At 69.9% G+C, this 26738-nt stretch carries 18 protein-coding genes and 1 tRNA gene; 11 read left to right on the top strand and 8 right to left on the bottom strand.

Annotated features, from left to right (window positions below):
• Window positions 1-91 precede the first annotated feature (91 nt).
• Window positions 92-1768: a lytic transglycosylase domain-containing protein gene (locus tag ACFY8O_RS11430; RefSeq protein WP_387900744.1), complete on the bottom strand. Its 1677-nt coding sequence runs from the start codon at window positions 1766-1768 to the stop codon at window positions 92-94.
• 186 nt (window positions 1769-1954) lie between these two features.
• Here ACFY8O_RS11430 and ACFY8O_RS11425 point away from each other — a divergent pair, with 186 nt between their 5' ends.
• Entirely contained in the window at window positions 1955-2830 is an 876-nt protein-coding gene (locus ACFY8O_RS11425; protein WP_387900743.1) for a DUF4184 family protein, read from the top strand.
• 21 nt (window positions 2831-2851) lie between these two features.
• On the opposite strand, the gene polA is transcribed toward ACFY8O_RS11425, so the two are convergent.
• A complete protein-coding gene (gene polA, locus ACFY8O_RS11420; RefSeq protein ID WP_387900741.1) occupies window positions 2852-5563 on the bottom strand; it encodes a DNA polymerase I in 2712 nt (903 codons plus the stop codon).
• A 284-nt stretch (window positions 5564-5847) separates the two neighbouring features.
• Between polA and ACFY8O_RS11415 the strand changes: the two genes are divergently transcribed.
• The 7 genes from ACFY8O_RS11415 (at window position 5848) to ACFY8O_RS11385 (ending at window position 15044) form a co-directional block, all read left to right on the top strand.
• A complete protein-coding gene (locus ACFY8O_RS11415; protein ID WP_387900740.1) occupies window positions 5848-8115 on the top strand; it encodes an FdhF/YdeP family oxidoreductase in 2268 nt (755 codons plus the stop codon).
• A gap of 120 nt (window positions 8116-8235) precedes the next feature.
• Window positions 8236-8706 carry a PaaI family thioesterase gene (locus ACFY8O_RS11410; RefSeq protein ID WP_387900739.1) on the top strand — a complete coding sequence of 157 codons (471 nt, stop codon included), beginning with the start codon at window positions 8236-8238 and terminating at the stop codon, window positions 8704-8706.
• 611 nt (window positions 8707-9317) lie between these two features.
• Complete coding sequence (locus ACFY8O_RS11405; protein WP_145802800.1) at window positions 9318-10526, top strand: branched-chain amino acid ABC transporter substrate-binding protein; 1209 nt, start codon at window positions 9318-9320, stop codon at window positions 10524-10526.
• Window positions 10527-10634: 108 nt separating this feature from the next.
• On the top strand, window positions 10635-11564 hold the full coding sequence (locus ACFY8O_RS11400) for a branched-chain amino acid ABC transporter permease (RefSeq protein WP_145802303.1): 930 nt from the start codon (window positions 10635-10637) through the stop codon (window positions 11562-11564).
• A gap of 5 nt (window positions 11565-11569) precedes the next feature.
• Window positions 11570-13378 carry a branched-chain amino acid ABC transporter permease gene (locus ACFY8O_RS11395; RefSeq protein ID WP_145802301.1) on the top strand — a complete coding sequence of 603 codons (1809 nt, stop codon included), beginning with the start codon at window positions 11570-11572 and terminating at the stop codon, window positions 13376-13378.
• 5 nt (window positions 13379-13383) lie between these two features.
• The gene (locus ACFY8O_RS11390; protein WP_387900737.1) at window positions 13384-14331 is read left to right on the top strand and encodes an ABC transporter ATP-binding protein; all 948 of its coding nucleotides are present in this window, start codon (window positions 13384-13386) and stop codon (window positions 14329-14331) included.
• Window positions 14328-15044 carry an ABC transporter ATP-binding protein gene (locus tag ACFY8O_RS11385; RefSeq protein WP_145802287.1) on the top strand — a complete coding sequence of 239 codons (717 nt, stop codon included), beginning with the start codon at window positions 14328-14330 and terminating at the stop codon, window positions 15042-15044. Before ACFY8O_RS11390 ends, ACFY8O_RS11385 begins: the two co-directional genes overlap by 4 nt.
• 74 nt (window positions 15045-15118) lie before the next feature.
• On the opposite strand, the gene ACFY8O_RS11380 is transcribed toward ACFY8O_RS11385, so the two are convergent.
• Window positions 15119-15775 (bottom strand): ANTAR domain-containing response regulator, encoded by a 657-nt coding sequence (locus ACFY8O_RS11380; RefSeq protein WP_145802285.1) that lies wholly within the window; start codon window positions 15773-15775, stop codon window positions 15119-15121.
• 98 nt (window positions 15776-15873) lie between these two features.
• Here ACFY8O_RS11380 and ACFY8O_RS11375 point away from each other — a divergent pair.
• Window positions 15874-15948, top strand: a tRNA-Leu gene (locus tag ACFY8O_RS11375).
• A 109-nt stretch (window positions 15949-16057) separates the two neighbouring features.
• The gene (locus tag ACFY8O_RS11370; protein ID WP_145802283.1) at window positions 16058-16834 is read left to right on the top strand and encodes a helix-turn-helix domain-containing protein; all 777 of its coding nucleotides are present in this window, start codon (window positions 16058-16060) and stop codon (window positions 16832-16834) included.
• Window positions 16835-16844: 10 nt separating this feature from the next.
• Here the strand turns inward: ACFY8O_RS11370 and pyk are convergent, their stop codons facing one another.
• Window positions 16845-18278, bottom strand: coding sequence for a pyruvate kinase (pyk, locus tag ACFY8O_RS11365; protein WP_387900735.1), 1434 nt, complete (start codon window positions 18276-18278; stop codon window positions 16845-16847).
• A 248-nt stretch (window positions 18279-18526) separates the two neighbouring features.
• Between pyk and ACFY8O_RS11360 the strand changes: the two genes are divergently transcribed.
• The gene (locus ACFY8O_RS11360) at window positions 18527-20338 is read left to right on the top strand and encodes a bifunctional metallophosphatase/5'-nucleotidase (protein ID WP_387901117.1); all 1812 of its coding nucleotides are present in this window, start codon (window positions 18527-18529) and stop codon (window positions 20336-20338) included.
• A 109-nt stretch (window positions 20339-20447) separates the two neighbouring features.
• On the opposite strand, the gene ACFY8O_RS11355 is transcribed toward ACFY8O_RS11360, so the two are convergent.
• From ACFY8O_RS11355 to pepN, 4 genes are all read right to left on the bottom strand, one after another.
• A complete protein-coding gene (locus tag ACFY8O_RS11355) occupies window positions 20448-20750 on the bottom strand; it encodes a hypothetical protein (protein WP_387900733.1) in 303 nt (100 codons plus the stop codon).
• 155 nt (window positions 20751-20905) lie between these two features.
• Window positions 20906-22336 carry a lysine N(6)-hydroxylase/L-ornithine N(5)-oxygenase family protein gene (locus ACFY8O_RS11350; RefSeq protein ID WP_145802277.1) on the bottom strand — a complete coding sequence of 477 codons (1431 nt, stop codon included), beginning with the start codon at window positions 22334-22336 and terminating at the stop codon, window positions 20906-20908.
• Window positions 22333-23727, bottom strand: a complete 1395-nt coding sequence (locus tag ACFY8O_RS11345; RefSeq protein ID WP_387900730.1) for a pyridoxal phosphate-dependent decarboxylase family protein — start codon at window positions 23725-23727, stop codon at window positions 22333-22335. The genes ACFY8O_RS11350 and ACFY8O_RS11345 overlap by 4 nt, the downstream gene beginning before the upstream one ends.
• 216 nt (window positions 23728-23943) lie before the next feature.
• Window positions 23944-26496 carry an aminopeptidase N gene (gene pepN / locus ACFY8O_RS11340; RefSeq protein WP_387900728.1) on the bottom strand — a complete coding sequence of 851 codons (2553 nt, stop codon included), beginning with the start codon at window positions 26494-26496 and terminating at the stop codon, window positions 23944-23946.
• Between the last annotated feature and the right edge of the window lie 242 nt (window positions 26497-26738).

Below are 26738 nucleotides of genomic sequence, written 5' to 3'. Positions count from 1 at the left end.
GCCCTGCGTCGCCGCAACGGTGGCCCCGGTCGTCCTCGGTACCGGTGGCCCGTGCCGCCCGGCTCCCGCTGGGGGGCCGGGCGGTGGCGGGTCAGGCCGCGGGCGCCTCGACCTTCAGCTCGACGGTCAGCGTGGCGCCGCTCGCGGTGGTCAGCCGCAGCGTGAAGGTGCCCTCGGTGCCGTCGGCGAAGATCTCCGGGAGCGTCAGGACCCCGTCGTCGCCGGACTTCAGGTCCAGGGTGCGCACGGGCTCGCCGTTCGCGTCCTTGAAGTACGGCCCCTTGTCGTTCTCGGCGGGCGTCTCGGCGTCGGTGATCATCGTCGCGGTGACGGCGGTGTCCGCGACACCCGTGCCCTTGTAGGTCGTACGGATCTCGACCCGGTCGGCGAACGCGGTGCCGGGCGCCGCGGTCAGGGCCGTGTCGCCGGTGCGGGTGACCGTGTCCGCGACCCGGGCGACGACCTTCGCGGGGAAGCTGAGGGCACGCGGCACGGTGGTGCCGGCGACCGCCGTCACCCGGAAGGCGCCCGGCTTCTCACCGGCCGTCAGTGCCGGTGCGGTGGCGGTGCCGCCCGCTCCGGTCCTCAGCGTGACGGTGCTCTTCCCGCCCTCGAAACGGGTGTCGGTGTCGCCGACGACGGTGAAGGTGACCTGCGTTCCGGCGAGCGTGGCGCCCAGCATGTTCCTCGCCCGCACCGTCACGCGCTCGGCGAACGCGTCGCCCGCCGTGGCGCTGAGAATCCCGGTGCCCGCGTTCTCGAGGCTGCCGAACGTCTCCGACGGGGAGGGGGTGGGCTTGGTCGTCGGCGGCTTCGTCGTGGCGGGAGGCGTCGGCGAGGGGTCCGGGGACGGCGTCGCGCTCCCGCCGCCGCCGGGCTTCGACGGCGTCGGGTCGGGGCTCGGCGTCGGGGACCCGGTCGAGGGGGAGGGCGAAGGGGAGGTGGTGCCGCTGTCGGTGCCGGCCGGGAGGACGCCCGTGCCGTCGGGGACCTCGTGGGTGCCCCGGTTGTAGAAGTCGAACCAGGAGCGGACCGTGCGCAGGTACTCCGTCGAGTGGTTGTAGCTGAGGACCGCCCGGTCGAGGTCCGCGGCGAGCGACAGGTCGCGGGTGCCCGCGCAGAGGTAGCGGCCGGCGGCCAGCGCCGCGTCGTAGATGTTGTTCGGGTCCTTGCGTCCGTCGCCGTTGCCGTCCTGGCCCCAGGTGGCCCAGGTGGACGGGATGAACTGCATGGGGCCGACGGCGCGGTCGTGGGTGGCGTCCCCGTCGTACGCCCCGCCGTCGGTGTCCTTGATCAGCGCGAAGCCCTGGCCGTTGAGAGCCGGGCCCAGAATGGGGGAGAACGTGGTGCCGTTCGCGTCGACCTTGCCGCCGCGGGCCTGGCCGGACTCGACCTTGCCGATGGCGGCGAGGAGCTGCCAGGGCAGCCTGCACGCGGCGTCGGTGCTCGCGAGATCCTGCTCCGCCTTCTTGTAGGCGGCCAGGATCGAGGCGGGTATGCCCGCTTCGGCACTGCCCGTCACGGGCAGATTCACGGACGAACCGGGCTTGTTGGGCGTGTTGAGCGGCGGCAGGTCCGTGTAGTAGGGCGAGTTGCCGGTGGCCGCGCCGTCGCCGGAGGGTGTCGCGTCCGCCGCGGTCCGGTCACCGGCCGTGCCGGTCTGCGGGGTCGCGGGGGCCTGTGAGGCGGAGAGAGCCGCCACGGCAGCCGCGGCCACCGCCGTGGTGGTGGCCCCCCTGCGCAGTCTGCGGCCGAATTGCGCTGCCATACGTGTCGGTCCCTCCCCGTCGACGGCTGTTCGCGCTCCCCAGCGCGAGGACTCAGGCGACCCTACGGCAACTCCCGCCGAGCGGACACCGTCCCCTGCCCGCTTCTCACCGAAAGTTCAGCTTCTCGCCCCTCAAGTCACCAGGGTCCCCGAGCGGATGACACGGGCTCACGCATACTTGCCGCCATGCCGTTCACGCTCAGCCACGCCGCAGCCGTACTCCCGGGGATCCGGCGGTCCGGTGCGGGCCGCGGGCCGCTCGTCGCGTCCGCCCTCGTCGCCGGGTCGTTCGCCCCCGATGTCACCTACTACGCGGACACCGTCGTCCCGGGCGGGATGGAGTTCGGGGCGGTGACCCATGCGCTGTGGGGCGTCCTCACCGTCGACGTCCTCATCACCGGGGCCCTGGTGGCACTCTGGCTGATGCTGCGTGAACCGCTGGTCGCCCTGCTGCCCCGGGCGGCGCGGGGGCGCGTCCACCTGTTCGTCCGGGGGCGGCGCAGGGAGCCCGGCGGCCCCACCCTGCCCGAGGCGGGGTGGTTCGTCCTGTCCGCCGTGATCGGCGCGGGCACCCATGTCGTCTGGGACGCCTTCACCCATCACGACCGGTGGGGCACGGAGCTGCTGCCCGTGCTCAACCGGTCCGTCGGCGGCTTCCCCGCCTTCCAGCTGGTCCAGTACGGCAGTTCGGCCCTGGCCCTGACGGTCCTGGCGTGGTTCGCGTACACCGGGCTGCGGCGCACCGGGCCCGCCCCCGTACCCGACGGCGTCCCGGTGCTCGGCCGGGCGGAACGCCGGTGGGCGGCCGTGTTCCTCGCGGTGTGCGTCCTGCTGGGCCTGGTCCACCGGTGCGCCCGCTGGTACGCCTACGTCGGGGAGCTGACCACACCCCTCGACATCGTCCCGACCGCCTGCTTCGGCGCCGGGGCCGGCCTGGCGGCCGGGCTGGTGCTGTACGGGGCGTGGATGAGGCTGCGGCGCAGGCCCGCCGGCCCCGGGCCGGCGCCGGCGCCGGAGGCAGGGACCGCGCGGAGCCGGCCCGCCGGCCGGGACGCCGGCTGACGGCGTCCCGGGGCCGCAGGGTCAGTGCGCGGCCGTCTCCCAGTCCGTGCCGACGCCGACCGAGACGTCCAGCGGCGCACGGAGCTCGACCGCGGTGGACATCTCGCGGCGCAGGATCTCCTCGACCTGCTCCCGCTCGCCCTTGGCGATCTCCAGGACGATTTCGTCGTGGACCTGGAGCAGCATCCGTGAGGTGAGCCGCGCCTCCGTGAGGGCGCGGTCCACGTGGAGCATGGCGACCTTCACGATGTCGGCCGCGGTCCCCTGGATCGGGGCGTTGAGCGCCATCCGCTCGGCCGTCTCCCGCCGCTGGCGGTTGTCGCTGTTCAGGTCCGGGAGGTAACGGCGGCGGCCGAAGACTGTCTCCGTGTACCCGGTGGACCTGGCCTCCTCCACGACCCGGTGCAGGTAGTCCCGCACCCCGCCGAACCGCAGGAAGTAGGTGTCCATCAGCACCCGGGCCTCACCGGCCTCGATGTTCAGCTGCTGGGAGAGGCCGAACGCGGACAGCCCGTAGGCCAGTCCGTAGGACATCGCCTTGATCTTGCGGCGCATCTCGGCGTCCACGGCCGTCTTCTCGACGCCGAACACCTGCGAGGCGACCGTCGTGTGCAGGTCCTCCCCGGAGGTGAACGCCTCGATCAGACCGGCGTCCTCGGAGAGGTGGGCCATCACGCGCAGCTCGATCTGGCTGTAGTCGGCCGTCATCAGCGTCTCGAAGCCCTCGCCGACGACGAAGCCCCGGCGGATCGCCCGCCCCTCGTCCGTACGGACGGGGATGTTCTGAAGGTTCGGGTCGGTCGAGGAGAGGCGGCCCGTCGCCGCGACCGTCTGGTTGAACGTGGTGTGGATACGGCCGTCCGCACCGATGGTCTTGATCAGCCCCTCAACCGTGACCCGCAGCTTCGCCTGCTCGCGGTGGCGCAGCATGATGACCGGCAGCTCGTGCTCGGTCTGCGCGGCCAGCCAGGCCAGGGCGTCGGCGTCGGTGGTGTACCCCGTCTTGGTCTTCTTCGTCTTCGGCAGGGCCAGCTCGCCGAAGAGGACCTCCTGGAGCTGCTTGGGCGAGCCGAGGTTGAACTCCCTGCCCACCGCGGCGTGCGCCTCCTTCACCGCCTGCTGCACCGCACCGGCGAACTGCTGCTCCATGCTCTCCAGATGGGCCCGGTCGGCGGCGATGCCGTGCCGCTCCAGCCGGGCCAGCATGATCGAGGTGGGCAGCTCCATGTCGTGCAGCAGCTCGGTGGCGCCGACCTCCTTCAGGCGCGTCGTGAACGCGTCCCCGAGGTCCAGCACGGCGCGCGCCTGCGCCATCAGCGCATCGGCCTCCGCACGGTCGTCGGCGCCGAACGCCAGCTGCCCGTCGGACGCCGCGGCCGGTGCCAGCTCGCGGCCGAGGTACTCCACGGCCAGCGCGTCCAGGGCGAAGGAACGGCGGCCCGGCTTCACGAGATACGCGGCGAGCGCCGTGTCCATGGTGATGCCCTCCAGCCGCCAGCCCTGCTCGGGGAAGACCCGCAGGGCGTTCTTGGCGTTGTGGAGGACCTTGGGGCGCTCGGGGTCCGCGAGCCAGGCGGCGAACGCCCGCTCGTCGGCCTCGTCGAGCTCGGCCGGATCAAGCCAGGCCGCCGAACCGTCCGCGGCGGCGAGCGCGATCTCCGTGACCGAGCCGGTGCCCAGCGACCAGGTGTCGACGCTCATCACACCGAGCGGCTGCGCGCCGTGCGCCTCCAGCCACGGGGCGACCTCGCCGTGCCCCAGCACGGCACCGTCCAGCTCGATCCCCGCCGCCGGCTCCGGCGGACCGGCCTCCTCGGCCCCCGGGTCGACGGCGAGCAGCCGCTCACGCAGGCTCGGGTTGCGGATCTCCAGGATGTCCAGCACACCGGTGACCGCCGTGCGGTCGTACGGCGCGCGCCCGAGCTCGGCGGGGCCCTTCGGCAGCTCCACGTCACGGACCATCTCGGTCAGCACGCGGTTCATCTTCACCGCGTCCAGGTGGTCCCGGAAGTTCTGCCCGGCCTTGCCCTTGACCTCGTCGGCCCGCTCGACCAGCTCGGCGAACGAACCGAACTGGTTGATCCACTTCGCCGCCGTCTTCTCACCCACACCGGGGATGCCCGGAAGGTTGTCCGACGGGTCACCGCGCAGCGCCGCGAAGTCCGGGTACTGGGCAGGGGTGAGGCCGTACTTCTCCTGGACCTTCTCCGGGGTGAAGCGCGTCAGCTCCGAGACTCCCTTCGTCGGGTAGAGCACCGTCACGTTGTCGGTGATCAGCTGGAACGAGTCCCGGTCGCCCGTGACGATCAGCACCTCGAAGCCCGCCGCCTCGGCCTGCGTGGCCAGCGTCGCGATGACGTCGTCCGCCTCGAAGCCGTCCACCGCGAACCGGTCTGCGTGCATGGCGTCCAGCAGCTCGCCGATCAGCTCGACCTGCCCCTTGAACTCGTCCGGGGTCTTGGAGCGGTTCGCCTTGTACTCGGGGAACTCCTGGGCACGCCACGTCTTGCGGGACACGTCGAACGCGACAGCGAAATGCGTGGGCGCCTCGTCGCGCAGCGTGTTCGCCAGCATCGACATGAAGCCGTACACGGCATTCGTCGGCTGCCCCGTCGCCGTCGTGAAATTCTCCGCGGGCAGGGCGAAGAACGCCCGGTACGCCAGGGAGTGCCCGTCCATGAGGAGCAGGCGCGGTCGGTTGTCTGCCGTCTTCTTCGATGCCGTCTCAGCCACGCCCCCGATCCTGCCACGGACCGCTGACAATCCGGACCGGCCACCGCCGCGCCCGGCGCCCACCGCACCCGTGGGACCCGCACCCGCCTCCGGCTTTCCCGCGCCACCGCCCGGCACGCGTGCGTGACAGGATCGGACGACGGTGCGGCGCCGGCCGGCGGCGCACCGGGCAAGGCCGCCGCGACGCCGGAAAGGCGGCGCGAGGCAGCAGGACGGTGCGCGCCGGCAGGAGACGGGGCCGCACCGACACAGTGAAGGCGCACGAAGGCTCGAAGGGGAGCACCATGGCCACCAAGCCCCCGACCGGTGACCCGGTCCAGGACGCGCCGCGGATCGACGCGGCCCAGCACGCCGCCGCCGGACTGCCCGCCGTCGCCCACACCCTGCGCATCGCCCAGCAGCAGATGGGCGTACGCCGCACCGCGCAAACCCTCCTCAAGGTCAACCAGAAGGACGGCTTCGACTGCCCCGGCTGCGCCTGGCCCGAGGGCGACAAGCGGCACACCGCGGAATTCTGCGAGAACGGCGCGAAGGCCGTCGCCGAGGAGGCGACCCTGCGACGCGTCACCCCGGACTTCTTCGCCGCGCACCCCGTCGCCGACCTGGCCGCCCGCAGCGGCTACTGGCTCGGTCAGCAGGGACGCCTCACGCAACCGGTGTACCTGCCCGAGGGCGCCGACCGGTACGAGGCCGTGACCTGGGAGCGCGCGTTCGAGATCATCGCCGAGGAGCTGACCGCGCTCTCCTCCCCCGACGAGGCCCTCTTCTACACCTCCGGGCGGACCAGCAACGAGGCAGCGTTCCTCCTCCAGCTCTTCGCCCGGGAGTTCGGCACCAACAACCTGCCCGACTGCTCCAACATGTGCCACGAGTCGTCCGGCTCGGCCCTCACCGAGACCATCGGGATCGGCAAGGGCAGCGTCAGCCTCGAAGACCTCCACCAGGCCGACCTGATCATCGTCGCCGGGCAGAACCCCGGCACCAACCACCCCCGGATGCTCTCCGCCCTCGAACAGGCCAAGTCCTCCGGCGCGAAGATCATCTCGGTGAACCCGCTGCCCGAGGCCGGACTCGAACGGTTCAAGAACCCGCAGACCGCCCGCGGCATGCTCAGGGGCGCCGCGCTCACCGACCTCTTCCTCCAGATCCGCATCGGCGGCGACCAGGCGCTCTTCCGGCTGCTCAACAGAATGATCATCGAGGCCGGAGCCGTCGACACCGCCTTCGTCGCCGAGCACACCCACGGGTACGAGGACTTCGAACGGGCGGCCCTCCGGGCCGACTGGGGCGAGACCCTCACCGCCACCGGCCTCGACCGCGCCGCCATCGAGCAGGCGCTCGCCATGATCCTCGCCTCGGAACGCACCATCGTCTGCTGGGCCATGGGCCTCACCCAGCACAAGCACTCCGTGCCGACCATCCGCGAAGTGGTCAACCTCCTCCTCCTGCGCGGCAACATCGGCCGCCCCGGCGCGGGCGTCTGCCCCGTCCGCGGCCACTCCAACGTCCAGGGCGACCGCACCATGGGCATCTTCGAACGGCCCGCCCCGGCCTTCCTCGACGCCCTCGACCGGGAATTCGGCATCACCTCGCCCCGCCACCACGGCTACGACGTCGTACGGTCCATCCAGGCACTGCGCGACGGCGAGGCCAAGGTCTTCTTCGCCATGGGCGGCAACTTCGTCGGCGCCACCCCCGACACCGCGGTCACCGAAGCCGCGATGCGCCGGGCCCGGCTGACCGTCCACGTCTCGACCAAGCTCAACCGCTCGCACGCCGTCACCGGCACCCGCGCCCTGATCCTGCCCACGCTCGGCCGCACCGACAAGGACGTCCAGGCGGGACGGAAGCAGTTCGTCACCGTCGAGGACTCCATGGGCATGGTCCACTCCTCACGCGGCAACCTCACCCCCGCGAGCCCCCACCTCATCTCCGAACCCGCGATCGTCGCCCGCATGGCCCGCGCCGTCCTCGGCCCCGCCTCCACCACCCCCTGGGAGGAGTTCGAGAAGGACTACGGGACGATCCGCGACCGCATCTCCCGCGTGGTGCCCGGCTTCGAGGACTTCAACGCCCGCGTCGCGCGGCCCGGCGGCTTCACCCTCCCCCACGCCCCCCGCGACGAGCGCCGTTTCCCCACCGCCACGGGCAAGGCCAACTTCACCGCCGCGCCCGTCGAGCACCCCCGGCTCCCCGAAGGGCGCCTGCTCCTGCAGACGCTGCGCTCGCACGACCAGTACAACACCACGATCTACGGCCTCGACGACCGCTACCGCGGCATCAGGGGCGGTCGCCGCGTCGTCATGGTCAACCCCGAGGACGCCCGGGCCCTCGGCCTCGCCGACGGCGCCTACACCGACCTCGTCAGCGAGTGGAAGGACGGCGTCGAGCGCCGCGCCCCGGGCTTCCGCGTCGTGCACTACCCGACCGCCCGGGGATGCGCCGCCGCCTACTACCCGGAGACCAACGTGCTCGTCCCGCTCGACGCCACCGCCGACACGAGCAACACCCCGGCCAGCAAGTCGGTCGTCGTCCGGTTCGAGACCCCCTGAGGGTCCTGGTCCGGGGTCCGGCCCTCGCGGCCGGTCCCGGGACCCTAAGCGTTCGCTCAGCCGTCTGATAAGAACAGTGCACACAGCAACGAGCCACCGCACACGATCGGAGCCGGACCCATGGGCGAGCACACCGCACCCACGTTCCCCCAGGAGATCATCGACGAGTACGCCGCGCTCGGCGTCGACCTCCCTGCGCTCTTCTCCGCCGGCCACCTCGGCGAGTGCATGGGCGTCAGGATCGTCGAGGCCTCCGCCGACCGCGTCGTGGGCACCATGCCCGTCGAGGGCAACACCCAGCCCTACGGACTGCTCCACGGCGGCGCCTCGGCCGTCCTCGCCGAGACCCTCGGCTCCGTCGGCAGCATGCTCCACGGCGGCGCCACCAAGATCGCCGTGGGCGTCGACCTGAACTGCACCCACCACCGGGGCGCCCGCAACGGTCTCGTCACCGGCGTCGCCACCCCCGTCCACCGGGGCCGCTCCACCGCCACGTACGAGATCGTCATCACCGACGAGCACGACAAGCGGGTCTGCACCGCCCGTCTCACCTGCCTGCTGCGCGACGCGCCCCGCCCCGACGCGGACTGACACCGCACGCTCCAAAACCCCTCTGCCCGGCCGGAAAGCGCACCGCATTCCGGACCGGGCAGACCCATATCCGGAAGATTTCCGGGAAGTTGCCGAACACGCACGGTCAACACCCTTGACGCGTACCCCCGTTCCGTGACCCACTCCAACAGCCACACCGTCCCCGCGGCATTTCAAACACATCCCACGGATGTAACACTGCGTAACATGTGTGCAATACACGTAAAAGGCCGCGCGGCTCACGGCCACCCACCCCGCCGCGACGCGTCGCGCCCCTTGCGCCCCGATTCGCGCGACAGCACCAAGATCGCCCCAAGCCCCTTAGCAGAGCTGCGCGTTCTCACCATGCGGTCACTTCTCCCCCGGACGAAAAGCCGTACATGTCCACACAGTGACCACCAAGCCTTCCCCATGGCATAACAAGACAGTCACATCATCAGCGGACCCGTCCCGCACCCCCTCACCTGCCCTTAGAGTCACGGCCAGTCACCGCGCCGCCGGGCGCGTCTGCTGCACGGCCCTCAAACGACCCAGCACGGCCCGGCGAACGTCACGGCACCTCAGCAGAGGAGGCCGCGCCAGGGAAAGGACCTTTCGTGCGACACCGTTCTTTGCTCATCCTCACCACCGTGCTCACCACAGGCGCACTGACGCTCACCGCCTGCGGCTCGCGCGACGACGACACCTCGAGCAGCGGCGGTGGCGACACCCAGACCGTCGTCATCGGTGTCGACGCCCCCCTGACCGGCGACCTCTCCGCCCTCGGCCTCGGCATCAAGAACTCCGCCGACCTCGCCGTCAAGACCGCCAACAAGGACAAGACCGTCCCCGGCATCAAATTCGAACTCCAGGCGCTCGACGACCAGGCCCAGCCCTCCGTCGGCCAGCAGAACGCCCAGAAGTTCATCGGCAACAAGGACCTCCTCGGCGTCGTCGGCCCGCTGAACTCCGGCGTCGCCCAGTCGATGCAGAAGCCCTTCACCGACGCCAAGCTCACCCAGGTCTCCCCCGCCAACACCGGCACCGAGCTGACCCAGGGCAACAACTGGAAGACCGGCGACAAGAAGCGCCCTTACGCGGCCTACTTCCGCACCGCCACCACCGACGCCATCCAGGGCGCCTTCGCCGCGAACTACCTCTTCAAGACCGCCAAGGTCAAGGACGTCTACCTCATCGACGACCAGAAGCCCTACGGCGCCGGTCTCGCCGCCTCCTTCAAGGCCACCTTCAGCGAGCTCGGTGGCAAGATCGTCGGCACCGACCACATCAACCCCGACGACCGCGACTTCAACTCCGTCGTCACCAAGGTCAAGAGCTCCGGCGCCAAGGCCGTCTACTACGGCGGTGAGTACCCCGCCGGCGCACCCCTGAGCCAGCAGCTCAAGGACAGCGTCAAGATCCCCCTCATGGGTGGCGACGGCATGTACAGCGCCGACTTCATCAAGCTGAACAAGAAGGCTGAAGGCGACATCGCCACCTCCGTCGGCAAGCCCGTCGAAGAGCTCGACTCCGCCAAGAAGTTCATCGCCGACTACAAGACCGCCGGCTACAAGGACGCCTACGAGGCCTACGGCGGCGGCACCTACGACGCCACCTGGGCGATCATCGAGGCCGTCAAGGCCGTCGTCGCCGAGAACGACGGCAAGCTCCCCGACGACGCCCGCGCCAAGGTCCTCGACGCCATGGCCAAGGTCAGCTTCGAAGGTGTCACCGGCCCGGTCGCCTTCGACGAGTACGGCGACACCACCAACACCCTGATGACCGCCTACCAGGTCACCGGCGGCAAGTGGGTCTCCAAGCTCAGCGAGGCCGTCAAGTAGGTCCGCCAGGGCCCCACGACAGCACAGCGCACGCACACAACCCGCGCGGGAGCGCTACGAGCGCTCCCGCGCGGTGCCATATCCGAACCACTCCACGGAGGCCCTGCGGTGAACGAACTGCCGCAACAGCTGGCCAATGGACTCATCCTCGGCGCGATGTACGGTCTCATCGCGATCGGTTACACGATGGTCTACGGAATCATCCAGCTCATCAACTTCGCACACGGCGAGATCTTCATGATCGGGGGCTTCGGAGCCCTCACGGTCTACCTCGGGCTTCCGTCCGGACTCTCCCTGCTCGCTGCGATACCCCTCATGATCGCCGGCGGAGTCATCTGCTCCGTCGCCGTCAGCGTCGCCGCCGAACGCTTCGCCTACCGGCCCCTGCGCACGGCACCACGCCTAGCCCCCCTCATCACCGCCATCGGCCTCTCCCTCGCGCTCCAGCAGGCCGTGTGGATGTGGTACCCCGACGCCACCAAGGACCGCTCCTTCCCCCAGTTCAAGGGCGAAGCGATCGACATCTTCGGCGCCCACATCCAGCGCGGTGACCTCTTCGTCCTGATCGCCGCACCCGTGTGCATGCTCGCCCTCGGCCTCTTCGTCTCCAAGACACGGGCCGGCCGCGGCATGCAGGCCACCTCGCAGGACCCCGACACCGCCAAGCTCATGGGCATCAACACCGACCGCATCATCGTCATGGCCTTCGCCATCGGTGCCGCGTTCGCCGCCGTCGCCGCCGTCGCCTACGGGCTCAAGAACGGCCAGATCGGCTTCCGCATGGGCTTCATCATGGGCCTCAAGGCCTTCACCGCGGCCGTACTCGGCGGCATCGGCAACATCTACGGCGCCATGCTCGGCGGAGTCGTCCTCGGCGTCGCCGAAGCCCTCGCCACCGGCTACATGAGCGACGTACCCGGCATGGAACTCTTCGGAGGCGGCGCCTGGAAGGACGTATGGGCCTTCGTGCTCCTCATCCTCGTCCTCCTCATACGCCCGCAAGGCCTGCTGGGCGAACGCGTCGCGGACAGGGCGTGATACCGATGACCACCACGACCCCCGCCGCGAACACCGCCCTCCTCCCGCTGCCCACCACGGCAGCACGCGCCGCCACCACCACCGGCGCCGCACTCGCCCTCATCGGCACCTTCCTCGCCTGGACCTACACCGACACCTTCCCCGGTGACCTCACCGTCACCGGCTACCCCGGCGGCCTCCAGGTCCTCACCCTCATCAGCGCGGCCCTCACCCTGCTCTTCGCCCTCTCCGGCTACGGCATCAAGGGCCTGCGCTGGCTCACCCCCGGCGGCACCAACAGCCCCACCCGGCTGCTCGCCCTCGGCACCCTCGTCACCACCGCCTACACCGTCATCGCCGTCATCCTCACCAAGGACGACAACGGCAACCTCCTCGGCGCGATCGAGCTGGAGCCCGGAGCCTGGATCAGCCTCGTCGGCGCACTCGTCGCCGCCGTCGCAGCCCTGGGACTCCCCAGCGACCTGCCCCAGGACGACACCACCGACTCCAGCGCACCCAAGCGATTCCTCGCGAGCCTCCGCGCACCGGCACCCGCCCGCGCCAAGGCACTCCCCTCATGGGCCGAGATCCTCATCATCGCCGGAGCCTTCGGCGTCGCGCTCTACGTCTTCACCTACGGCATCGACACCGAGTACGCCGAACTCTTCATCGGCTACGTCCTCGCCGTCGCCTTCGGCTTCACCGCACTCACCCGGGCCGGCCTCATCGCCCGCATCACCGCGCTGACCGCCAAGCACCGCAACGTCACCCTGTGCGCCGCACTCGTCGCAGCCTTCTGCTTCCCCTTCACCCAGCAGAACGAGGAATACGCCCTCATCGGCGCCAACATCCTCATCTTCGCGACCGTCGCACTCGGCCTCAACGTCGTCGTCGGCCTCGCCGGCCTCCTCGACCTCGGATACGTCGCCTTCCTCGGCGTCGGCGCCTACGCCGCGGCACTCGTCTCCGGCAGCCCCCTCTCCCCCGTCGGCGTCCAGTTCCCCTTCTGGGCCGCCGTCCTCACCGGCGCCGCCGCCTCACTCGTCTTCGGCGTCGTCATCGGCGCCCCGACGCTCCGGCTGCGCGGCGACTACCTCGCCATCGTCACCCTCGGCTTCGGAGAGATCTTCCGGCTCACCGTCAACGCCCTCAACGGCGTCAGCGGCCCGGACCTCACCAACGGCTCCCAGGGCATCCCCAGCATCCCCGACCTCAAGCTCCTCGGCTTCGACTTCGGGATCAGCCACGACATCGGCGGCATCACCCTCGGCAGGTCGGCCAACTACTACCTGCTGATGCTCCTGTTCACCGCCGTCGTCGTCCTCGTCTTCCGGCGCTCCGGCGAATCCCGCATCGGCCGCGCCTGGGTCGCCATCCGCGAGGACGAGACCGCGGCCACCGCCATGGGCATCAACGCCTTCCGGCTCAAGCTGCTCGCCTTCGCCCTCGGCGCCACCCTCGCCGGCCTCGCCGGAACCGTGCAGGCACACGTGTCCTACACGGTCACCCCCGAGCAGTACCAGTTCGCCGGCTCCGTGCCTCCGAACTCCGCGTTCCTCCTCGCCGCCGTCATCCTCGGCGGCATGGGAACCCTCAGCGGACCCCTCGTCGGCGCCGCACTGCTCTACCTCATCCCGGCCAAGCTCCAGTTCATGCAGGACTACCAGCTCTTCCTCTTCGGGATCGCCCTTATCCTGCTCATGCGCTTCCGCCCCGAAGGCCTCGTCGCCGACCGCAGGAAGCAGCTCGAATTCCACGAGACCGGCCAACTCGACGTACCACCGGACACACCACTCACCGACACGGCCGCCGGCACCACGAAGGCGGGGGCGTGACCACCATGACCAAGACAGACGCACCCACCGGCACCACCGTCCTCGACGCGAGCGGCGTCACCATGCGCTTCGGCGGCCTAACCGCCGTACGCGACGTCAGCCTCACCGTCAACGCGGGCGAGATCGTCGGCCTCATCGGCCCCAACGGCGCCGGCAAGACCACCTTCTTCAACTGCCTCACCGGCCTCTACGTCCCCACCGAGGGCAAGGTCAGCTACAAGGGCACCGTCCTGCCGCCCAAGCCCCACCTCGTCACCCAGGCAGGCATCGCCCGCACCTTCCAGAACATCCGCCTCTTCGCCAACATGACCGTCCTGGAGAACGTCCTCGTCGGACGCCACACCAGGACCAAGGAAGGCCTCTGGTCGGCCCTCCTGCGTCTGCCCGGCTACAAGAAGGCGGAGAACGCCAGCCGCGAACGCTCCATGGAACTCCTGGAGTTCATCGGTCTCGCCGACAAGGCCGACCACCTCGCGCGGAACCTCCCCTACGGAGACCAGCGCAAGCTGGAGATCGCCCGCGCCCTGGCCAGCGACCCCGGCCTCCTCCTCCTGGACGAGCCCACCGCCGGCATGAACCCCCAGGAAACCCGCGTCACCGAAGAGCTCATCTTCGCCATCCGGGACCAGGGCATCGCCGTACTCGTCATCGAGCACGACATGCGGTTCATCTTCAACCTCTGCGACCGCGTCGCCGTACTCGTCCAGGGCGAGAAACTCGTCGAGGGCACCGCCCCCGTCGTCCAGGGCGACGAGCGCGTCGTCGCCGCCTACCTCGGCACCCCCTTCGAAGGCGCCCCCGGCGCCGAGGAGGCCGCCGAGGTCGCAGCCGCCGAAGCCTCGGCGGCGGGCACGAGCACCGGCACCGGCACCGGCACCGGCAAGAAGGACACCCCGGCCACCACCGGGGCCGCCACCGACACCGCCACCACCGAGGAGGAGGAGACCCGATGACCGCACTGCTCGAGGTCGAAGACCTCCGCGTCGCCTACGGCAAGATCGAAGCCGTCAAGGGCATCTCCTTCACCGTCGAGGCCGGCCAGGTCGTCACCCTCATCGGCACCAACGGTGCGGGCAAGACCACCACCCTGCGCACCCTCTCCGGACTCCTCAAGCCCTCCGGCGGCCGCATCCTCTTCGAGGGCAAGCCGCTCACCGGCATCCCCGCACACAAGATCGTCTCCCTGGGCATCGCCCACTCCCCCGAGGGACGCCACATCTTCCCCCGGCTGACGATCGCCGAGAACCTCCTCCTCGGCGCCTACCTGCGCAACGACAAGGCAGGCATCGAGAAGGACGTCCAGCGCGCCTACGACCTCTTCCCCATCCTCGGGGAACGCCGGAAGCAGGCCGCCGGAACCCTCTCCGGAGGCGAGCAGCAGATGCTCGCCATGGGACGCGCACTCATGTCCCAGCCCAAGCTGCTCATGCTCGACGAGCCCTCCATGGGACTCTCACCGATCATGATGCAGAAGATCATGGAGACCATCGTCGAACTCAAGGCGTCGGGCACCACGATCCTGCTCGTCGAGCAGAACGCCCAGGCGGCCCTCTCCCTCGCGGACCAGGGCCACGTCATGGAGGTCGGCAAGGTCGTCCTCTCCGGCACGGGCGCCGACCTGCTCCACGACGAGTCGGTCCGCAAGGCCTACCTCGGCGAGGACTGAGCACCCGGACACACGAGAAGGGCCTGCCCCCGGAGGTTTCCGGGGGCAGGCCCTTCTCGTCGTCCGCGTGGCGCCTACTCGGCGGCCTTCTTCTTCTCCTCGGCGTCCTCGATCAGCGCCTCGGCAAGCTGCTGCATGGACATCCGGCGGTCCATCGACGTCTTCTGGATCCAGCGGAACGCGGCCGGCTCGGAGAGCCCGTAATCCGTCTGGAGGATGCTCTTCGCCCGGTCCACCAGCTTCCGGGTCTCCAGCCGCTGCGACAGGTCCGCGATCTCGTTCTCCAGCGCCTTCAGCTCGGCGAACCGGGAGACCGCCATCTCGATGGCCGGGACGACGTCGCTCTTGCTGAACGGCTTCACCAGATACGCCATCGCACCGGCGTCCCGGGCCCGCTCCACCAGGTCGCGCTGCGAGAACGCCGTCAGCATCAGAACCGGGGCGATGGACTCCTCGGTGATCTTCTCGGCGGCGGAGATCCCGTCGAGGACCGGCATCTTCACATCGAGGATCACGAGGTCGGGGCGGTGCTCCCGCGCCAGCTCCACGGCCTGCTGCCCGTCCCCGGCCTCGCCGACGACGGAGTAGCCCTCTTCCTCCAGCATCTCCTTGAGGTCGAGGCGGATCAGCGCCTCGTCCTCGGCGATGACGACGCGGGTCGTCAGCGGCGGGACGTGCGACTTGTCGTCGTCGACGGCGTCTACGGGCTGGGGCGACTCGGGCGTGGTCACGGGGGCTCCTTGTTCCAGGGCAGGTACAGCTCCCACGAGCCTACCTAGCTACGATATGGTGACACTACGCAGGGCAGGCAATGCCCTTTCTTTCTAAGGCCCCAGTACTCCAACTGGTTAGAGAGGCCGCTCTCAAACAGCGGACAGTGTGGGTTCGAATCCCACCTGGGGCACTTTTCCTTACTTTCCAAGGCTGCAGCAACTTGGTCTCAATCCACGAGATCGTGTGATTGCCTTTCGCGAGTCCGCCTCCGCATCAGGTCGTGCGTCAAGATCGACAACGTGTACGACCTCGATACGCGCAAGCAGGCTCTGGCGCTCGTCGCTCAAGGCTTCAGCCAGAACTCCGTGAGCAAGCAGACCGGGATCTCCCGAGCTGCCATCCGTTCCTGGCTGCAACGAATAGAGCCTCTCGGTCATGACCGAGGCGCCGATTGCCCTCGGTGCAGCAGCACCCCGAAACTGCCCGATGACCCTGGCGCGTACTCGTACCTGCTCGGCCTCTACCTCGGTGACGGCTGCATCAGCTCTGGCAAGCGGGGCGTCTACTCCCTCCGCATCGCGTGCGCCGACGCATGGCCGGGGCTCATCGACGCCTGTGTCGACGCCGTACAACGCGCGCGGCCGGCCAACAAAGTCTGCCGAGTGCAGAGGCAGGGATGTCAGTACGTCACGAGCTCCAGCAAGCACTGGCCCTGCTTCCTCCCTCAGCACGGGCCGGGCAGGAAGCACAACCGCACGATCACGCTCGAACCGTGGCAACAACAGATCGTGGACGCTCACCCTTGGGAGTTCATCCGGGGCCTCATCCACTCCGACGGCTGCCGCGTCATCAACTGGACCACCCGCCTTATCCGAGGCGAGCGAAAACGGTACGAATACCCCCGGTACTTCTTCACCAACAAGTCCGACGACATCCGCAAGCTCTTCGGCGACACGCTCACCGCCGTGGGCGTCGAGTGGACGCACTGCACCCGCGCGGGCAAGGAGTACAACATCTCCGTAGCCCGACGGGCGTCCGTGGCCCTCATGGACGCTCACGTCGGGCCGAAGTACTGACGACCGTTGCCTACTTCGGGCTGTCGTCCTCGCCGATGTGGTGCACCCGTACCAGGTTCGTCGAGCCGGCGACCCCGGGCGGTGAGCCGGCCGTGATGACCACGATGTCGCCCTTCTGGCAGCGGCCGATCCGCAGCAGCTCCTCGTCCACCTGGGCCACCATCGCGTCCGTCGAGTCCACGTGCGGCCCGAGGAAGGTCTCCACGCCCCACGTCAGGTTCAGCTGCGCGCGGGTGGCCTCGTCCGGGGTGAAGGCCAGCAGCGGGATCGGGGAGCGGTAGCGGGAGAGGCGCTTGACGGTGTCGCCGCTCTGGGTGAAGGCCACCAGGAACTTGGCGCCGAGGAAGTCGCCCATCTCCGCCGCGGCGCGGGCGACCGCGCCGCCCTGGGTGCGGGGCTTGTTGCGGTCGGTGAGGGGCGGGAGGCCCTTGGCGAGGATGTCCTCCTCGGCCGCCTCGACGATGCGGGCCATGGTGCGGACGGTCTCGACGGGGTACTTGCCCACGCTGGTCTCGCCGGACAGCATCACCGCGTCCGTGCCGTCGATGACGGCGTTGGCGACGTCGGAGGCCTCGGCGCGGGTGGGCCGGGAGTTGTCGATCATCGAGTCGAGCATCTGCGTGGCGACGATGACCGGCTTGGCGTTGCGCTTGGCCAGCTTGATGGCGCGCTTCTGGACGATCGGGACCTGCTCCAGCGGCATTTCGACGCCGAGGTCGCCGCGGGCGACCATGATGCCGTCGAAGGCGGCGACGATGTCGTCGATGTGGTCGACGGCCTGGGGCTTCTCGACCTTGGCGATGACCGGGAGGTGACGGTTCTCCTCCTTCATGATGCGGTGGACGTCGTCGATGTCGCGTCCGGTGCGCACGAAGGAGAGGGCGATGATGTCGGCGCCGGTGCGCAGGGCCCAGCGGAGGTCTTCGATGTCCTTCTCGGAGAGTGCCGGGACGGAGACGGCGACTCCGGGGAGGTTGAGCCCCTTGTGGTCGGAGACCATGCCGCCTTCGATGACGGTGGTGTGGACGCGGGGTCCGTCGACCTGGGTGACTTCGAGGGTGACGCGGCCGTCGTCGATGAGGATGCGTTCGCCTGCGGTGACGTCGGCGGCGAGGCCGTCGTAGGTGGTGCCGCAGGTGTGGCGGTCACCATCCATGGGTTCGACGGTGATGGTGAAGTCGTCGCCGCGTTCAAGGAGTACGGGGCCTTCGGCGAAGCGGCCGAGGCGGATCTTCGGACCTTGAAGGTCGGCGAGGATTCCTACGCTGCGGCCGGTTTCCTCGGACGCTTTGCGGACGTGGTGGTAGCGCTCTTCGTGTTCGGCGTAGGTGCCGTGGCTGAGGTTGAAGCGGGCGATGTCCATTCCCGCTTCGACCAGTGCCTTGATCTGGTCGTATGTGTCGGTTGCGGGTCCCAGGGTACAAACGATTTTCGCTCGGCGCATGGTTCGAGCCTAGACCTTACCTGTGGGTAGGTATTTGTCTCTGCATGACTGCGCAACGGCCTTTGGGTTAAGGGTTATTGCCAAGTGTTGAATTGTGCGGCGGGGCGCTCCGATGAGCGTGCCGGGGTCGCGTCGGCCTAGGTGGCGGTTGTCGCTGGTCATCAGATCGCAACCTGCCCGGGGTGTTGCGGGTGGTGGTGGCTGGGCCAGAATCTACGCGCGTTGTTCGTACGAACGAGGAGTCAAGGATGCCGTTGAACCGTAGGACGTTTCTGGGCCGTTCGGCTGTCGCCGGTGCGGGTGTGGCGCTGGCCGGAGGGGTCGGTGCCGGGCCGGCGGCGGCCTCGGAGTCCCGGGGGCACGGTCACGGCCGTCCGGCTCAGCGCTACTCGTTCACCGTGATGGGGACGACGGACCTGCACGGGAACGTCTTCAACTGGGACTACTTCACGGACAAGGAGTTCGACGACAAGGCGCACAACGATGTCGGGCTGGCGAAGATCTCGACGCTGGTGGACCGGATCCGGGAGGACCGGGGGCGCCGCAACACGCTGCTGATCGATGCCGGGGACACGATTCAGGGCACTCAGTTGTCGTACTACTACGCGAAGATCGATCCGATCACGGCGAAGCGCGGTCCGGTGCATCCGATGGCGCTGGCGATGAACACGATCGGCTATGACGCGGCTGCGCTCGGGAACCATGAGTTCAATTACGGGATTCCGGTGCTGCGGAAGTTCGAGGAGCAGTGTGAATTCCCGCTGCTGGGTGCGAATGCGCTGGATGCGAAGACGTTGCGTCCGGCGTTCGCCCCGTATGTGATCAAGCGGATGCCCACGCCGCACGGCCGTGATGTGCGGGTGGCGGTGCTGGGGCTGACGAATCCGGGTATCGCGATCTGGGACAAGGCGAACGTGGGCGGGAAGATGGTGTTCCCGGGCCTCGAGGAGCAGGCGGCGAAGTGGGTGCCGAAGCTTCGTTCGATGGGTGCGGACGTGGTGATCGTCTCGGCGCACTCGGGTTCGTCGGGCACGTCGTCGTACGGGGACCAGTTGCCGTACGTGGAGAACGCGGCGGGTCTGGTGGCGGAGCAGGTGCCGGGGATCGACGCGATCCTGGTGGGTCACGCGCACTCGGAGATTCCCGAGTACTTCGTGACGAACAAGGAGACGGGGAAGCAGGTCGTCCTGTCTGAGCCGTTGAAGTGGGGGCAGCGGCTGACGCTGTTTGATTTCGATCTGGTGTGGGAGAAGGGCCGTTGGGTGGTCGAGAAGGTGGGCGCCTCGGTGCTGAACTCGAACACCGTGGAGGAGGACCCGCGGATCACGTCGCTGCTGGGTGACGAGCACCGGGAGGTCGTGGCGTACGTGAACCAGGTGATCGGGACGTCGGTGTCGGCGATGTCCACGGCGGACGCGCCGTGGAAGGACGAGCCGGTGATCGATCTGATCAACGTGGTGCAGGCGGAGACGGTGAAGGCGGCGCTGGCGGGCGGGGAGTACGCGGCGTTGCCGGTGCTGTCGCAGGCGGCGTGTTTCTCGCGTACGGCGGGGATTCCCGCGGGCGAGGTGACCATCAAGGACGCGGCGGGGCTGTACCCCTTCGAGAACACGCTGGAGGCGCGGCTCCTGACGGGCGCGCAGCTGAAGGACTATCTGGAGTACTCGGCGCGGTACTACGTGCTGACGCCCGCGGGTGCGCCGGTGGACACGGCGAAGCTGACGAATGCGGAGAACATTCCGGATTACAACTATGACGTGGTGTCGGGGGTGACGTACGAGATCGATGTGGCGAAGCCGGTGGGTTCGCGGATCGTGGGGTTGTCGTTCGACGGGGCGCCGGTGGATCCGGCGGCGCAGTTCGTGTTCGCGGTGAACAACTACCGGGCGAGTGGTGGGGGTAACTTCCCGCACGTTCCGGGGGCCACGCAGGTGTGGGCGAATTCTGACGAGATCCGGAACACGATCATCGGTTGGGTCGAGGCGAAGGGGACGGTCGATCCTGCGGAGTTCGCGTCGGTGGACTGGCGTCTGACGCGGGACGGTGTGCCGGTGTTCTGACCGGTGCGCGGTCCGCTGCGAGGCGGGCCGGTGTGATGTGGGCCGGTGTGGAGCGGCCGTTCTCCTTCTGGAGAGCGGCCGTTTTTTTGTCCCGTGTGGGGTGGGCAGGTCAGACGGCTGCGAGGGTCGCGCTGAGTGCCGGCAGGACGGGTCCTCCCGTGGTGATGACGATTCCGACGTGTCTGAAGAACGAGCGGCCGATGCCGTCGGTGGGGGTGAGGCCGAGGTCGCGGGTCAGCTGCGCCCTGGCGTCCAGGGCGGCGTGTCTGCGTGCCGGCGTGGCGTCTGTGGCGCCGCGGATGTCGAGTGCCCGTCTTCCTCCGTGCCGGAGGGCTGCGCTTCCCGGTACGGCGAGGTGTGCCAGGCCTCCGGTGGGTGTGGAATCGGCTGCGGACGATGCGGTGATGATCATGGTGGGCATCGTGGCCCCTGGAGGTCGTGGCCGACGGGGGTTCCGGTCCGGGAGGGTCCGGCTCGGGGGTCCCGGGCCGAAGTGGGCGCTGTGGTCGTGGCGTTGCGTGCCTCTCTCCCTCCTTCTGCTTGTGGCCTCTGTCTCCCCGGACGTACTCAGCGGCCTGGTGCGAGGTGGGTGGACGGGCTGCCCTGTCCGGGGACCGCCGGCGCCGTGTGGGGGGTGAGGCCGAAGGTGGTGAAGGCGGTGCGTCGCGGGAGGGGGTAGGGGGTGGTGCCGGTGAGGTGGTTGAGGATGGTCGCGCTGCGCCAGGCGGCGAGTCCGAGGTCGGGGGCGCCGACTCCGTGGGTGTGCCGTTCGGCGTTCTGGACGTAGATGTTGCCGGTGAGGGCGGGGTCGAGGTCGAGGCGGAAGTCGGTGTGGATGCGGGGGCGGCCCTGGGTGTCCCGGCGGATGTGGGGGGCGATGCCGGTGAGGAGGGTGTCGAGGGGGCGTTCGCGGTAGCCGGTGGCGAGGACGACGGCGTCGGTGGTGAGGCGGGTGCGGGTGGCCTGCTGGGTGTGCTCGAGGTGGAGTTCGATGCGGGTGCCGGCGCCTGAGAGGCGGCCTGCGGTGCGGACGCTGACGCCGGGGGTGAGGGTGGCGTCGGGCCAGCCGCCGTGGAGGGTGCGCCGGTAGAGCTCGTCGTGGATGGCGGAGATGGTGTCGGTGTCGATGCCTTTGTGGAGCTGCCACTGCTGGGGGACGAGCGTGTCGCGTACGTGTTCGGGCAGTGCGTGGAAGTAGTGGGTGTAGTCGGGGGTGAAGTGTTCGAGGCCGAGCTTCGAGTACTCCATGGGTGCGAAGGCCTGGGTGCGGGCGAGCCAGTGGATCTTCTCGGCCCCGCGGGGGCGTGCGCGCAGGAGGTCGAGGAAGATCTCGGCGCCCGACTGGCCGGAGCCGATGACGGTGATGTGGCCGGCTTCGAGGAGTTCCTCGCGGTGGTGGAGGTAGTCGGCGCTGTGGATGACGGGGACGCCTGGGGCCTGTGCGAGGGGGCGCAGGGGTTCGGGGATGAAGGGTGCGGTGCCGACGCCGAGGGCGATGTGGCGGGTGTGGGCGCGGCCGGGTGTTTCGGCTTCTCCGTCGTGGCGGAGGCGGGTGTAGTCGACCTCGTAGAGGGCGCGGTCGGCGTTCCAGTGGATGGCGTCGACCTGGTGGTCGAAGTGGATGGTGGGCAGTTGTTCGCTGACCCAGCGGCAGTAGGCGTCGTATTCGGCGCGGTGGATGTGGAACTGCTCGGCGAAGTAGAAGGGGTAGAGGCGGTCCCGGGTGCGGAGGTAGTTGAGGAAGGTCCAGGGGCTGGTGGGGTCGGCGAGGGTGGTGAGGTCGGCGAGGAAGGGGACTTGGAGGGTGGCGCCGTCGATGAGGAGGCCGGGGTGCCAGTGGAAGGCGGGGCGCTGTTCGTAGAAGGCGGTGGTGAGGGCGGGGCCGGGGGTGGTGGGGAGGCCGTGGGCGAGGGCGGCGAGGGAGAGGTTGAAGGGGCCGAGTCCGATGCCGATGAGGTCGTGGGTCCGGTGGCCTTCGGGGGTGGTCCGGTCGGTCATCGGGGAGTGCTGCCTTCCGTTGCGGCATGGGCGTGGGTGACGTGGGCGAGGAGGTTGTGGAGGTCGTCGGGGGTGGTGTGGGGGTTGAGGAGGGTGGCCTTGAGCCAGAGGCGGTTGCCGGTGCGGGCGCGGCCGAGGACGGCGTGGCCTTGTTCGAGGAGGGTGCGGCGGATGGTGGCGACGGTGGTGTCGTCGGTGTGGGTTGGGCGGAAGAGGACGGTGCTGATGGTGGGGCGGGCGTAGAGGTCGAGGGCGGGGTGTTCCTCGATGAGGTCGGCGAGTCGGTGGGCGCTGGTGACGGTGCGGTCGATGAGGTCGGCGAGTCCGTCGCGGCCGAGTGCCTGGAGGGTGACGGCGATCTTGAGGGCGTCGGGGCGGCGGGTGGTGCGCAGGGAGCGGCCGAGGAGGTCGGGGAGGCCGGCGTCGGTGTCGTCGTCGGCGTTGAGGTAGGGGGCGTGGTGGTGCAGGGCGTCGAGGTCGTGGTGGTGGGGTACGGCGAGGATGCCTGCTGAGGCGGGTTGCCAGCCGAGTTTGTGCAGGTCGAGGGTGACGCTGTGGGCGCGGTGGAGGCTGCGCAGGACGTGGCGGTGGGTGGGGCTGAAGAGGAGGGGGCCGCCGTAGGCGGCGTCGACGTGGAGTTCGGCGCCGTGGGTGGTGGTGAGGTCGGCGATGTCGGTGAGGGGGTCGATCTGGCCGGTGTCGGTGGTGCCGGCGGTGGCGGTGACGAGGAGGGGGCCGTCGTTGTTGAGGAGGGCGTCGCGGAGTGCGGTGAGGTCCATGACGCCGGTGGGGGCGGGGATGACGACGGGGCGTGGGAGGCCGAGGAGCCAGGCGGCGCGGGTGATGCTGTGGTGGGCGTTGGCGGCGCAGATGGTCTGGACGGGGCCGTGGCGTTCGCGGGCGAGGAGGAGGGCGAGCTGGTTGGCTTCGGTGCCCCCGGTGGTGACGAGGGCGTCGGGGTGGGGGGTGTGGGGGTAGATCTCGGCGGCGAGCGCGGCGGTGAGGGCGGCTTCGAGGGCTGAGGCGGCGGGGGCCTGGTCCCAGGAGTCCATGGAGGGGTTGAGGGCGGAGGCGGCGAGGTCGGCCGCGGCGGCGAGGGCGAGGGGCGGGGTGTGGAGGTGTGCGGCGCAGTGGGGGTGGGCGGGGTCGGCGGCGCCTTCGGCGAGGGCGGTGACGAGGGTGCGCAGGGCGTGGTGGGCGCCGGTTCCCTGGTCGGGGATGAGGGGGCCGGTGGTGTGGTGGAGGTGGTGGGTGACGGTGTGGGGGCCGCCGGCGGGGAGGGGGCCGTCGCGGCGGGTGGCTCCGTCGTGCAGGGCTTCGAGGACGGTGTCGAGGAGGGGGCGCAGGTGGGCGGGGCCTGCGGTGCCTCCGGCGAGGGGCGGGAGGGGCATGGGTGGTGTGGTCCTTCGGGTGGGCGGGGGCGGTGGGGTCAGCTTGTCCGGATTGCGGAGGGGGCGGCCGAAGAGCCCAACGATCTGAACCCGAAAGGGGTACTGCTGTGCGGTGTGGGTGGGCGGGCGCGGGTGGGGCTGGTATGGGCATGCGCCGCTCGTACGACTGTGCCCGGCCCTTCTGTCGAGAGGGCCGGGCACAGGGGGGTCGGTGGGTCAGTGGGCTTCGCGTACGGCCAGTGCGCGGCGCAGGTCGTCGAGCTGGTCGGTGAGCTTGCGGCGGAGCGCGGGGGTGAGGGCGGGGTCGTCGAGGGTGGCCGTGCCGAGCCGGAGACTGTCGGCGTCGATGGCGTGGGCGGGGAAGGCGTACCGTCCGGCTGCTTCGGCCATGGCGGGTCCGCGGCGGTCGGCGAGGGCTGTGGCGTCGGGGTAGTAGCGGGCGACGTAGTCGGTCAGCAGGTCGCTCTGCTCGGGCTGCCAGAAGCCTTGGGCGGTGGCGGTGAAGAGGTAGTTGGACAGGGTGTCGTCGGTGAACATGGCCTGCCAGGCGGCTTCCTTGGCCTCGGGGGTGGGCAGGGCGGCGCGGCAGCGGGCGGCGCCTTCCTGTCCCGTGGCGCTGGGGTCCGTGCCGAGTTCGTGGGCGATGGCGGCTTCGTCGGTGGCGCCGAGGACGGCGAGGCGGGTGAGGATGCGCCAGCGGAGTTCGGGGTCGAGTTCGGGTCCGCCGGGGACGGTGCCTTCGGCGAGCCAGTCCTGGATGGCCTCGGGCTGGGTGGCGGCGTCGATGAAGTGGCGTACGGCGGTCAGGCGGAGGCCGGGGTCGGGGCTGCCGGGCGGGGTGCCGTCGTGGCTCTGTTCCCAGTCCTTGGCGGTGAGGCCTTCGGTGCGGCGCAGGAGGTCGCGGCAGAGGGAGGTGAGGGTGGCGAGGGCGGTGGGGCGGTCCTGGGGGGCGAGGTAGCGGTCGGCGATGTGGGTGGCCGCGAAGCCGAGGACGCCTTGGACGACGGCGAGGTCGCTCTCGTACGGGAGGTGGGTGCGGGCCGCGGTGAGGTAGGTGGCGGGGTGGAGTTCGCCGTCGCGGACCATGTCGCGGGCGGTGTTCCAGACGAGGGCGCGGGTGAGCGGGTCGGGGATGCCGGAGAGGTGGGTGAGGGCGGTGTCCCAGGACCGGGTGTCGAGGCGGACCTTGGCGTAGGTGAGGTCGTTGTCGTTGAGGACGACGAGGTCGGGGCGGCGGCCGGGCTGGGTGGCGGGGGCGCCGTCCTGGGGGACGTCGATGTCGAAGCGGTCGCGCAGGACGAGTTGTTCGGTGCCGGTCTGGGTGTCGAGGCTGTGGTCGTAGGTGCCGACGGTGATGCGGTGGGGGCGGCTGCCGTCGCGGTCCACGGTGAGGTTCCAGCTGTTGCCGGTGTTCTCGACGTGGGCGGTGAGGGTGTCGATGCCGGTGGTGCGCAGCCAGCTGCCGGCCCAGGTGTGCACGTCGCGGTCGGTGGCGGTGGCGAGACTGTCGATGAAGTCGGCGAGGGTGGCGTTGGCGAACTTGTGGCGGGTGAAGTGGGTGTTGATCCCGGCCAGGAAGTCCTTCTCGCCGAGCCAGGCGACGAGCTGGCGGAGGGCGGATGCGCCCTTGGCGTAGGAGATGCCGTCGAAGTTGAGGAGGGCGGAGGCGGTGTCGGGGACGGCGTCGGGGTCCGGGGCGACGGGGTGGGTGGTGGGGCGCTGGTCGGCGTCGTAGCCCCAGCCCTTGCGGGCGACGCCGAAGTCGGTCCAGGTGTCGGTGAAGCGGGTGGCTTCGGTGAGGGTCTGGTAGCCCATGTACTCGGCGAAGGACTCGTTGAGCCAGATGTCGTCCCACCAGGTGAGGGTGACGAGGTCGCCGAACCACATGTGGGCCATCTCGTGGGCGATGACCATGGCGCGGGTCTGGCGTTCGGTGTCGGTGACGGCGGAGCGGTAGATGAATTCGTCGCGGAAGGTGACGAGTCCGGGGTTCTCCATGGCGCCGGCGTTGAATTCGGGGACGAACGCCTGGTCGTAGGAGTCGAAGGGGTAGGGCTCGTCGAACTTCTCGTGGTACCGGTCGTAGCAGGCGCGGGTGATGCCCAGGATCTCGTCGGCGTCGGCGTCGAGGTGGGGGGCGAGGGAGCGCCGGCAGTGGATGCCGAAGGGAAGTCCGGCGTGCTGGGTGGTGACGGAGTGCCAGGGGCCGGCGGCGACGGCGACGAGGTAGGTGGAGATGGGTGGGGTGGGGGCGATGGCCCAGCGGCCGTCGGTGGCCTGGGTGGTGGTTCCGTTGCCGAGGACCGTCCAGCCGGTGGGGGCGGTGACGGTGATGTCGAAGACCGATTTGAGGTCGGGCTGGTCGAAGGCGGCGAAGACGCGCTGGACGTCCTCCATGAAGAGCTGGGTGTAGACGTAGGTCTCGCCGTCGGCGGGGTCGGTGAAGCGGTGCATGCCTTCGCCGGTGCGGGAGTAGCGCATGGTGGCGTCGACGGTGAGTTCGTGGGGGCCTGGGGTGAGGCGGTCGAGGGGGTAGCGGTTCCCGTCGAGGCGTTCGGGGTCCAGCGGCTGTCCGTCGAGGCTGAGGGCGCGCAGGGTTTCCGGCTTGATCTCGACGAAGGTGCTGCCCGCCTCGTGGGCGGTGAACCGGACGGCGGTCCGGGAGTCGAAGGTCTCCTCGCCCGTGGTGAGGTCGAGGTCGACCGTGTACCGGTGTACGTCGAGGAGCTGGGCGCGGGTCTGCGCTTCGTTGCGCGTCAGTACGGACATGGCGCCCATGCTGCCGTACGGCCGGAGACCTGTGCAGGGGGGTTCTCGCAGGGCTGACGGGCGGGTGCGGGGGCCGTCGCCGCGGGGTGTGCCGGGGGGGGTGCGGGGGTGCCGGTCGCGGGGGGGGGGGGGGCGCCCCCCCGGCCGGGGGGGGGGGGGGCGGGGGGCCGCCCCCCCCCCCCCCCCCCCACCGGGGGCCGGGGGAAATATGGGGACCAGAAATAAACAATCGAAAAGCCCGA

Source organism: Streptomyces argenteolus, from assembly GCF_042902585.1.
GTDB classification, from domain to species: Bacteria; Actinomycetota; Actinomycetes; order Streptomycetales; family Streptomycetaceae; genus Streptomyces; species Streptomyces argenteolus.
The sequence above is the reverse complement of the archived record's forward strand: the minus strand, read 5'-3'. Positions and strand labels throughout refer to the sequence as shown.